The organism is Clostridium amazonense, from assembly GCF_056431285.1.
Window position 1 is genome coordinate 109,297 of sequence record NZ_JBWKMH010000025.1, and the last position, 11,039, is coordinate 120,335.

The window sequence follows — 11,039 nt, forward strand, 5'->3', positions numbered from 1 at the left end:
CTTTACTAACATTATTCTCATTTAATATTTAAATAATTGTATTTTTCAGCTTGTATTCCTATATTAGAAACTAGTTTCTTCTATAGATATTAATTCTTTACCTTGAAATTTCATGCATACAACCCATGGCATTATAGCTTTTATTCTATAGAATTCATTATAATCAAATTTATTATTATAGTAATTTACTATAGTAGAAAGTGCTGTTCCATGAGTTGCTATTACTATGTTTTTATCAAAGTTATTTTCTAATATATTGCTTAAAACACTTATATTTCTTTGTTGAACTTCTCTTAAGCATTCACCATTTTCCAATTTATATTCAAAATCACTCCATTGCTTTTCTGCAAAACCATCAAAATCCTCTAGCCAACAATCTGAGATTTTTCTTTCTCTTAAATCATCTATAGTTTCAATACTTAATCCTACCTTATCAGCAAATGGCTTTACTGTATCTATAGACCTTTTAAGTGGGCTAGAGTAAATCTTATCTATATTTTTGTCACTAAGAAACTCCCTTACTTTCTTGCTACCTTCTATGCCGTTTTCATTTAATGGCCTAATTAAATCATCATGTACAGAATAATCTGGTGCAGCATGTCTAACAAAATATATTGTAGTCATTCTTATTTCCTCCCCATTTTTAGCATAAAAAAATACTAGTTTATTTAATATATATGTATTTTTCTATGAATCTTATACCAAATTTTACATTATTTATTTTACCAAATAAAATATCTCCTTTCAAATTAAATAAAAATTCCTCACTACAATTACAGCAAGGAATTTTCATTATAACTTTATTCAGTTTTAGTTTCTCTAGTGTCACATATTAATTCAGCTCTATGCTTTTTCATTTTATCAACACCATTTTTAGTAAACTTATATATATAATCTAAAAATTGTTTTTTATCAAATTTACCTTTTTCCATATCAGCTAAAGCTTTTTCCATTCTACCTGTGTAGTCTGTGTCTAAAAGCTCTTTTATAGGAAATGTTTGTATTAATCTTTTACCTTTTTCTGTTATTAAAAGTGATTTACCTTTTGATGATATATATCCTGCATACTTTAATTTGTTTATTGTTTCTGCTCTTGTAGCAGCAGTTCCTATTGAATATCCTGCAAGAACTAATGATGTGTCTTTTTCTTCACTATCATCATTATTATTACTACTTTTTCCGCAAGTTTCCATAGCTTTTAGAAGTGTTTTTTCTGTATGATGAGCTGGTGGTTTAGTTTTCTTTTCTTCAACTTTTATACTAACCATTTGAACTACTTCGTCCTTTTCAATTTTAGGAAGCAATTCATCTTTTCCATTATATTTTTCTATTTTTAAATATCCTTCTCTTCTAAGAATTTTTCCTTTTGATGAAAATAACCTATCATAGTTTTCACCTTTTACACAGGTTATTATTTCTGTGTGTTCAAACTCAGCACTTGCCATGAATTGAGCTATAAATCTATTTTTTATAGAATCATAGACTTCTCTTTCTTCTTTATTTAAATCTTTAGGTATTAAATATGTTGGAATTATGGCACTGTGGCTTTCAACTTTTGCATTGTTAAATACTTTCTTAGTCACAGAAAACTTTATTTCATCTTCAAATGGCAATCCTTTTTTTAGAGTATCTAAAACTTTTTTTGCCTTGTCTTTTAAACTTTCTTCTAGTGCAGTACTTGATGTTCTAGGATAAGTTATATACTTTTTCTCATAAAGACTTTGACAAACTTTTAATACTTTGTCTGCTGTATATCCTTTAAATTTACTTGTTACATATCCTTGAAGGTTTGTTAAGTTAAAAAGTGGGCCTGCATTTTCCTTTTTCACCTCAACTTTTTTCTCTATAACTGTTCCTTCTTTTCCATCTATTTCTTTTCTTAGTTTTTCCATCATTTCTTTATTTTTAAATTTATCTAACTTCTCATGAAAAAACTTTCCTTTATAACTTCCATTATCATTTTCAAATTCACAATAAAGCTCATAAAACTTTTCTGAGTTAAACTTATCTATTTTCATATCTCTATCATAAACCATTTTTAATGTAGGCATGAGTACTCTTCCAATGTTTAAAAGATTACCTTTTCCTCTACAATATTTCATAGTTGCTACAGATGTGAAATTTATTCCTATAACCCAATCAGTAAGCTGTCTACTAAGACCTGCATCCTGAAGACTTTTCATTTCTTCGTTTGACTTTAAATTTTCAAGACCTCTTTTTACTTCATCTTCTGTCCATTCATTTATAAGTATTCTATATATTGGTTTTGTAGCTTTTATGTAATCAAATATTAATAGTGCAATAAGCTCTCCTTCTCTATCATAGTCTGTTGCGCAGATAATTCTATCTACATCATCTCTTTCAATAAGATTTTTTATTATTGAAAGTTGCTTTTTTGCACCACTGTCTTCTTTATTTCTATTTTTATCATCGGGCTTAACTTTGTATTTAAATTCACTTGGTATATATGGGAAATTTTCAAAGCTCCATAATGCTAATGCTTTGTCATAATCCTTACAATCATATAATGTTAATAAATGTCCAAATGCCCAAGTTATTATATAGTCTTCGCCTTCTATATATCCATCTTTTCTACCTCTGCATTTTAATGCTTCAGCTATATTTCTAGCAACTGAAGGTTTTTCAGCTAATATAACACTTTTCATCTTATCACCACTTGTTATTTAATTTATTTAAGACAATAAATACTTCTTTTTAGACTTATTAAATCTACGTTTTTACATTATATCACATATTATAGTATTATCCTATTTTTAAAATTTTCTTTCCATATTCATTAAATTTTTTATCCGCATCCCAGTCCGCTAAGGTTAAAACCTCAGCTACGAGGGTAATTAAAGAAAATCCCCACCCTTTGTAGGCGAGGTTTTAACCTTGCAAAGCGTTATTTAATATATTACTTTTAAAATATATTCCCATATCAAAGATCGCCAAGACTAAAGTCTCGGCTACGAAGGATAATTAAATTGAATTTCCAGCCTTTGTAGGCGAGAATTCATTCTTGCATAACGCTTTTTATATACACTATTTATCATTTTATATCTGCACCATAATCCGCTAAGGTTAAAACCTCAGCTACGGTGTATAGATTAAATTTACGTATATTGTTTTTTTAATGTATTCCCATATCAAAGACCACCAAGACTAAAGTCTCGGCTACGAGGGATAATTAAATTGAATCCCCAACCTTTGTAGGCGAGAATTCATTCTTGCATAACGCTTTTTATATACACTATTTGTTATTTTATACCCATACCATAATCTGCCAAGGTTAAAACCTCAGCTACGGTGTATAGATTAAATTTATGTAATTAATACAAATTTAAAATGAATCAATTAACCATCAAATATTATATTTTTACATTTTCAATTTTCAATCAATAAAATAGGCGATGTTTTAACCTTACAAAACGTTATTTAATATATCATTTTAAAATGTATTCCCAAATCAAAGATCGCCAAGACTAAAGTCTCAGCTACGAAGGATAATTAAATTGAATTTCCAACCTTTGTAGGCGAGAATTCATTCTTGCATAACGCTTTTTATATACACTATTTATCATTTTATATCTGCACCATAATCCGCTAAGGTTAAAACCTCAGCTACGGTGTATAGATTAAATTTACGTATATTGTTTTTTTAATGTATTCCCATATCAAAGAGCACCAAGACTAAAGTCTCGGCTACGAGGGATAATTAAATTGAATTCCCACCCTTTGTAGGCGAGAATTCATTCTTGCATAACGTTTTTTATTATATTACTTTTAAAATATATTCCCATATAAAATGTAGACAAGACTTTAATATTACATGTTGTTACTTTTTATATTATTTATAATTTACACTAATTTATTTAGGAATGTTCCTTCTTTCAAATTAACATTTTTTATGCTAATTTCACCATCTCCTTTTTCTGAGTCTTCTTTAGCTTTTTCAATGGCTGCAATTTTTATACGAAGTTGAATGTCAGAAATTCCTCCTTTTAAAGCCATCTCAGATACGCTGCTCATTGCCATGGCTATAATTTGCTGTCTTTCTTTGGTGCTTTTAGCTCCTTTAAGTCTTTCTTTTAAATCTTCTCCTTCTTTTTTAGCTTGTTCTGCTTCTCTTTTCATATCTGGATATTTTTCATTTATAAAACGTTCTTCTTCTTCTGATAATTTTTCACCTTTAGCAACCTTAACTGCTATTCTCTCAGCTTTGCTCATTTCTTCAGTTATTTCTTGCCAAAATGCTGCATTTTCTGCTTTTTCAAACATATTTAACTTTCCATACTCTTCATCTGATAAATCATCAACTTTCATTCCTGCTGCCAACTTATCCTTAATTGCTCTTATATCTTCCGTAATTATTGTGCTACTTTTTTTATCATTATTATTCTTTATAAAGAATAAATTTTTATTTCCTAAATTTGAAATCATTTATTATCACTCCCTTAACATCATTTATTATTAGATAATCTTAACTTTATATTTAATTCTTAGTTTTGTATTTAGAGCCCGTTGACAATTGAAATATTTTTTTCATTCATCAAGAAACATGAATTATTTAATGAGTATTTCTTTAAAGTTTAAATTAGAAAATCTTATTAATTTATGTTTTATTTCCATATATTTAATATCGTAATAATCTTTAATTTTGTTATAGTAATTTCATTATTCTAAACTTTTGTACAAAGAAAAAAGCCTCTTTTAAAAGAAGCTTTTATCTATGCATCATTAATTCAGTTTCTAAACTTTCTCTTGTAATATTTTCAAATCTTCCTCCACCATTAGAAGTTATATTCATGTTATACTTTCCAATAGTTCCATTTGAAATTTGGCCTTCAAATTTGTTGTCCTTAGCTTGTATATTAAGACCTTTTATACAGTGATTAAAATAATTATTATTTTTTCTGTCATCTCTATCATCTCTGTCATCATAATCATTATAATCATCATAGTCATCATAATCATGATCATTATAGTGTTCTGGATTTTTCATTTCTATTTTACCATTAACATTGTAATCATGTATATCTGTCACAATTTCAAAATAATTATTTGTATTTATATTAACATTTTGTCCTATAGGCATATATGATTTTACTTTAACACTACTAGCTTTTAATGTTACATTACTCGGTAACTTTTTAACGTCTTTATAATCACTTAATAACCCATTAGTTGATATATCTATATTGTCTGCAAATATTTCTATATTCTCAGCATTAATTAGCTCTTTAAAATCCATTGAAATATATGAATTTGTTTGTATATTTATATTCTTTAAGTTATTAACCTTAGGTAAATCACAATATCCTGAGTAACTTTTATACTTTAGTGTGTCTTTTAAAGTACTTGCATCTTCTGTTATTAATGATACGTGTCCTTCAGCATTTAAACTTACATTTATACCTTTTGGAACTTCTACTGTAATTTTAGATATTTCCCCATCGTAAACTACAGAATATATAAGTCCATCATATAATCTTTTAAAGAAGTTCCCTTCACCACTTAGAAATCTTCTTTGAGATTTTAAATTTGTATTTAAATTTAAAGTTTTCTTTTCACTATCATATTTTGTATCTATATCTATATTTTGAAACTGTGAATTATATGCTTTTATTTTAAACAAATTATCATCGCTTTTCTTTAACTCTACTGTTGATATACCACCACCAACAGAATTTATATCTAAGTTTTCTATTAGGTCCTGTGATTTGTAAATTTCTTCACCTTGATTTTGTTTATATTTAATTCTTGCATCTTCAACTTCATTTATAACAGTTGGAACAGCTACTACTCCTGAACCTATAGCTCCAACAGTTCCAATTCCTACTAAAATAGCTGCTATTATAAGTGCCACTTTACTTTTCTTCATCTTCTCCAGCCTCCTTCTCTTCAAAGTTTTCAACTTCTACTATTTTACTTTCTTCTAAATATACAATTGTATCTTCTTTTTCATTATTTTCTTCTTCTTTTCTTTCTTCATTTACATTAACTCTTACTTCATTTTCACTTGATTCTCTGTTGCTATTTTTATTTTCTTTAACTCTTATATACATTTTTTTTGTTTTTATCCATGCTACATATTTTGTAAATAATCTTTTTATTAAAATAACAACATTTACGTATATAGTCCATAAAGCAATTATTACACCAGTTCCTGCTAAAGATATAAAGAATCCAAATAATCCTAAATAAAAATTAGCTGCCATTGCTGGAAATGATAATGCATATCCTATCATATCTAAAACTGAAAGGCCTACAAGACCTAATCCTGCTCCAATTACTGAACCTATAACCATTATTGATGGTATTATTAAAAGCAAACTTAAAATTATAAGAATAGCTTTAACTCCCCAAGTAGGAATTTTTTCATTTATTATATCATTAGAGTTTAAAAACTCTTTACTCTTTTGAAATCCTTTTTTACTTGTCTCTTTTGTTTTTTCCCATACCTTTTTAGCTTCATCTTTATAATCTTTATCCCTATTTGAACCTCTATTTTCTCTTTTCATTTCTTCTTTTAAATCCTGAGCTATAGTTTTTGGTGAACCTAATGATGCTATTATTTCTTCATCACTTTTTCCCTCCAACTCTCCATTTAAGAAAAATTCTTCATAATCTCTTAATATATCTAAAATTTCACTTTGACTAAAACTATCTTTTAAATAATCTCTTAATATATCTAAAAATTCATTTTTACTCATTTTTTTAGCACTCCTTCCTATATCTTTCTAAAATAAAGTTTACATCCTCTACAAATCTATCCCATTCATCTACCATATTCTTTAAATTTTTCTTTCCTTCTTCAGTAATTTTATAATATTTTCTGTCTGGACCACCTTGTGCTTTTTGAATGTAAGTTTCAAAATTGCCTTCTGCTGTAAGTCTTCTAAGCAATGGATAAATTGTACTTTCCTTTACATCCATAACTCTAGAAATACTATCTACAATTTCATATCCATACATATCTTTGTCATTTATTAAAGTTAAAACACATATCTCCAGCACTCCTTTTCTTAATTGAGTACTCATATTAATCCTCCCATCTTTTAAAGATAATAATTCCTTTGTTTCTCTATACTGTGTATTGCATAGTACTCATGTTTAATTTAAGAAATAACCTAAATACTTATATATATTTTAGCTATTTCAGCAATTAATATTCATATATAATCTACTTGGTAATACATAGTAGCTTATTTTTTTATAGGTACTGTGTAATGCACAGCACCTTATGAACTTATATTATCATACTACTATGCAATACACAATACCCTTTTTAAATTTTTTTAATTTAATTTTTTCATATTTCAATAATTATTAACATTCAACTATCTTTATTAACTCTTCGAATTTATTTATTATGTATGTTGGATTTGATGTTTTAAGCTCTTCTAATGTATTGTTTCCATATGTTACAGCACAAGAATGACATCCTGCGTTATTTCCCATACCAACATCATAGATAGTATCTCCTATGACTAATGCTCTTTCTTTACATATATTTATATTTTCAAGAACTAAATTTACAACATCAGGCGCTGGTTTATGTTTTTCTACATCTTCACAGCAAGCAATAAATGTAAAAAATTCTTCTATTCCTAATTCTTTTAAAAATAGAACTAAAGTATCTCTTCCTCTACTAGTGGCTATTGTAAGCTTTACACCTTTTTTATATAAATATTCTAAAGTGCTTTTTACTCCATCAAATAATGTAACAGTATTTTTACATATATTTTTGTATCTAAGCTTGTACTCATTTACAGCCTTATCTACATTTTCTTCTTTAAATCCATCAATACTTTTAAACATTTGATATAAAGGAAGTCCTATAAGTCTTGTAATATTCTCATCACTTATATCATCATTTCCAAAATACTTTAGTGTATCCCTCATTGTTAGTACTATACTCTCATTAGTATCTGCTATAGTACCATCAAAATCTAAAACTAATGCATCAAAATTCATAAATCTAATACTCCTTATAATAATTATTTTTTAGTTAATTCACTATAAATTCTTAATAAAACATGAATAACTTAGTTTTTAGCTTTGGCTTCCTACATTATACTACAAAATGTACTAAAGGTTAAAACTTTAAATTACAAATTTTACATTGAAATAAATTGTTAACTTAAGAAACTTTATCTTAAATTTTAAAACATATGTTTTCTATTATGTAAATTTTTTGTATTTTTTCACAAAATATTTTTACTTGCTATATAATTAACTTAATCACTAAAAAATTTTATTACAGGATACATGACATAGCCTAATAAGCCATGTTACCAAGGAATTCTTACATGGTTTGCATCCTTTAATTCTAGGATTAATTGAATAAATTTATTGCTAAATTGGCTTACTAGTTTTCGAGTGTATCAAAAATTTGAATTCATATTCATTTTTAATTACAAAATCCCATTAATAATCTAATATTTAAACATACTCAAGTTTAAAATTGAGTATGTTAATTTTTTTTATATAAAAGGGGGCTTTTTTATGAGAAAAAAATTTCCAAACTTCTATAAATACTTTGACTTATATTGCACTATCTTAAAATGGCGTATTTAACGCATTTTTAAAGGAGGGCTAAAATCCCCCCTTTTTAACTGTCTATTACATATTTTTTATAAGATTTGCCATTTCTATTGCAGTACATGCTGCATCAAATCCTTTATTTCCTGATTTTGTACCAGCTCTTTCTATAGCTTCTTCTATGCTATTTGTAGTTAAAACTCCAAATATTATTGGTTTTTCTGTATTTAATGAAGCATTTGCAACTCCCTTAGATACTTCTGAACAAACATAATCAAAATGTGGTGTAGAACCTTTTATTACAGCTCCAAGACAAATAACCGCATCATATTTTTCATTTTTAGCCATTTTATTTGCTATAAGTGGAATTTCAAAAGCTCCTGGCACCCAAGCAACATCAATATCTTCATCTTGCACTCCATGTCTTTTAAGCCCATCTAATGCACCACCTAAAAGTTTTGAACCTATAAATTCATTAAATCTTCCAACTACAATTCCTATTTTTAATCCTTCTGCTATTAACTTTCCTTCTAATATATTCATATTTATCTCTCCCCTTAATTCTTTAAAGTATGTGATGTAATCTTTCTTTTTTAGTTTTTAAATAAAATTCATTTTTTTCATTGTGATTCATTTTTATTGAAACTCTCTCTACTATTTCAATTCCATGTCCTTTAAGTCCTAATATTTTTTGTGGATTATTAGTCATTAGTTTTAATTTACTTGCACCTAAATCACTTAATATTTGAGCTCCTATACCATAATCTCTAAGATCTACAGGAAATCCTAATGCAATATTTGCATCTACTGTATCCATTCCTTCATCTTGAAGCTTATATGCTTTCAGTTTATTTATAAGACCTATACCTCTTCCTTCTTGTCTCATATATAAAAGAACTCCACATCCCTCATCTTCAATTCTTCTCATAGCCTCTGCAAACTGCTCTCCACAATCACATCTTCTTGAACCAAATGCATCTCCTGTTAAACATTCTGAATGAACTCTTACAAGTACTGGTTTATCCTTTTTTATATCTCCCTTTACTAAGGCTACATGGTGTTCTCCATTAAGTTTATTTACATATCCTATTGCTTTAAAATTTCCATATTTAGTAGGCATTTCTGTTTCTACAACTCTTTCTACTAATTTCTCTCTTTCTTTTCTATACTTTATAAGATCTGCAACTGTTATAATCTTTAAATTATGTTCTTCACTAAATTTCATAAGTTCTTCTGTTCTTGCCATATGTCCATCATCACTCATGATTTCACATATTACTCCTGCTTTTTTTAATCCTGCCAAATTTGCTAAATCTACTGCTGCTTCTGTGTGTCCTGCTCTTTTTAATACTCCCCCATTTTTAGCTGCTAACGGAAATACATGTCCTGGTCTTCTAAAGTTTTCTGCTTTTGAATTTTCATCTATCAGCATTTTTATTGTCTCCGCTCTTTCAAATGCTGATATGCCTGTATCTGTAGTTATGGCATCTACTGAAACTGTAAATGCTGTTTCATGGTTATCTGTGTTTTTTTCAACCATTGGGTTTATTTTTAAATTATTAAGCATTTCTATACTCATAGGTGTACAAATCAATCCTCTTCCAAACTTAGCCATGAAATTTATATCTTCACCTGTTGCTTTTTCAGCTGCCATTAAAAGATCTCCTTCATTTTCTCTATCTTCATCATCAACTACAATTAACATTTTTCCATTCTTTATATCTTCTATAGCTTCCTCAATTGTGTTAAAATTTTTCATTACTATTCCCCCTGTAAAATTTCAATATTTAATTTATTTTTTAATTAGTCATTTCAATATAATTGTTTATATAGGGTTCCAATCTAAAATTCAAAATAATCTCTTTCTCAAATGATACTAGAAATATTACAATTTATTACTCATTTCATTCATAATATTTAAAATAGAAATACCTAAAAACTAAGTTTTTATATTGTTTTCAACTAATTTGCTCTGCAAATTTAATAAAAAATCATTATTTAAAATTGGAAATCCAATTTTTGCATCGGATTGGCCCCATAAAAGTAGACTCTAAATGCTAATTACTAGCTTATTCTTAAAATTACTATTTTTTAGATTATAGAACTCATTTGGGGTTCTATAATCAACCGAAGAATGTATTCTTTTAAAATTATAGTTATCTACGTATTTTTCAATAGTGTTAATTGCATCTTTTAAATTTTTAAACAGCCTGCCGGCAAGGCATTCTTGTTGTAAATATCTATGGTATGACTCTATATGAGCATTGTAATTAGGACTATGAACAGGTATTCTTTCATGTATTACATTCTCTTGAATACACAATTTTTCAAATTTACTAGCTATGAATTGTGAACCATTATCTGTGCGAATTGTTAATTCAGATGTTTTTCCTTTAATACCTCTATTATAAAGAGCCTTTATTAGCACAATCTTAGCTTGCTCTGCATTAGCAGAAAGTGACATATCATATGCTAATATACTTCTATCAAAT

The 11,039-nt window shown here is 27.5% G+C and carries 10 protein-coding genes; all 10 read right to left on the reverse strand.

Annotated elements, in window-relative coordinates:
• Nucleotides 1–63: 63 nt before the first annotated feature.
• Complete coding sequence (locus tag AC07E4_RS11575; protein WP_430829494.1) at nt 64–624, reverse strand: histidine phosphatase family protein; 561 nt, start codon at nt 622–624, stop codon at nt 64–66.
• 176 nt (nt 625–800) lie between these two features.
• Complete coding sequence (locus AC07E4_RS11580) at nt 801–2,666, reverse strand: type IA DNA topoisomerase (RefSeq protein WP_430829495.1); 1,866 nt, start codon at nt 2,664–2,666, stop codon at nt 801–803.
• A 1,195-nt stretch (nt 2,667–3,861) separates the two neighbouring features.
• Complete coding sequence (locus AC07E4_RS11585) at nt 3,862–4,443, reverse strand: alpha-NAC protein (RefSeq protein WP_478216478.1); 582 nt, start codon at nt 4,441–4,443, stop codon at nt 3,862–3,864.
• A gap of 283 nt (nt 4,444–4,726) precedes the next feature.
• On the reverse strand, nt 4,727–5,884 hold the full coding sequence (locus AC07E4_RS11590) for a hypothetical protein (protein ID WP_034439063.1): 1,158 nt from the start codon (nt 5,882–5,884) through the stop codon (nt 4,727–4,729).
• Nucleotides 5,871–6,716, reverse strand: coding sequence for a DUF1700 domain-containing protein (locus AC07E4_RS11595; protein ID WP_051539927.1), 846 nt, complete (start codon nt 6,714–6,716; stop codon nt 5,871–5,873). Before AC07E4_RS11595 ends, AC07E4_RS11590 begins: the two co-directional genes overlap by 14 nt.
• Nucleotides 6,717–6,720: 4 nt before the next feature.
• Nucleotides 6,721–7,044, reverse strand: coding sequence for a PadR family transcriptional regulator (locus AC07E4_RS11600; RefSeq protein WP_034439064.1), 324 nt, complete (start codon nt 7,042–7,044; stop codon nt 6,721–6,723).
• Nucleotides 7,045–7,332: 288 nt separating this feature from the next.
• Entirely contained in the window at nt 7,333–7,980 is a 648-nt protein-coding gene (locus AC07E4_RS11605; protein ID WP_430829498.1) for an HAD family hydrolase, read from the reverse strand.
• A 648-nt stretch (nt 7,981–8,628) separates the two neighbouring features.
• The gene (ribH, locus tag AC07E4_RS11610; RefSeq protein WP_034439067.1) at nt 8,629–9,090 is read right to left on the reverse strand and encodes a 6,7-dimethyl-8-ribityllumazine synthase; all 462 of its coding nucleotides are present in this window, start codon (nt 9,088–9,090) and stop codon (nt 8,629–8,631) included.
• A gap of 22 nt (nt 9,091–9,112) precedes the next feature.
• Nucleotides 9,113–10,306, reverse strand: coding sequence for a bifunctional 3,4-dihydroxy-2-butanone-4-phosphate synthase/GTP cyclohydrolase II (locus AC07E4_RS11615; protein ID WP_478216479.1), 1,194 nt, complete (start codon nt 10,304–10,306; stop codon nt 9,113–9,115).
• A 291-nt stretch (nt 10,307–10,597) separates the two neighbouring features.
• The coding region (locus tag AC07E4_RS11620; RefSeq protein WP_478216480.1) for a transposase at nt 10,598–11,039 on the reverse strand (442 nt) is incomplete at its 5' end.

Excerpts from the sequence above, each read along its gene's own strand:
- AC07E4_RS11580 (WP_430829495.1), bottom strand. The coding sequence starts at position 2,666 with ATGAAAAGTGTTATATTAGCTGAAAAACCTTCAGTTGCTAGAAATATA.
- AC07E4_RS11590 (WP_034439063.1), bottom strand. The coding sequence starts at position 5,884 with ATGAAGAAAAGTAAAGTGGCACTTATAATAGCAGCTATTTTAGTAGGA.
- AC07E4_RS11605 (WP_430829498.1), bottom strand. The coding sequence starts at position 7,980 with ATGAATTTTGATGCATTAGTTTTAGATTTTGATGGTACTATAGCAGAT.
- AC07E4_RS11615 (WP_478216479.1), bottom strand. The coding sequence starts at position 10,306 with ATGAAAAATTTTAACACAATTGAGGAAGCTATAGAAGATATAAAGAAT.
- ribH (WP_034439067.1), bottom strand. The coding sequence starts at position 9,090 with ATGAATATATTAGAAGGAAAGTTAATAGCAGAAGGATTAAAAATAGGA.
- AC07E4_RS11575 (WP_430829494.1), bottom strand. The coding sequence starts at position 624 with ATGACTACAATATATTTTGTTAGACATGCTGCACCAGATTATTCTGTA.
- AC07E4_RS11585 (WP_478216478.1), bottom strand. The coding sequence starts at position 4,443 with ATGATTTCAAATTTAGGAAATAAAAATTTATTCTTTATAAAGAATAAT.
- AC07E4_RS11600 (WP_034439064.1), bottom strand. The coding sequence starts at position 7,044 with ATGAGTACTCAATTAAGAAAAGGAGTGCTGGAGATATGTGTTTTAACT.
- AC07E4_RS11595 (WP_051539927.1), bottom strand. The coding sequence starts at position 6,716 with ATGAGTAAAAATGAATTTTTAGATATATTAAGAGATTATTTAAAAGAT.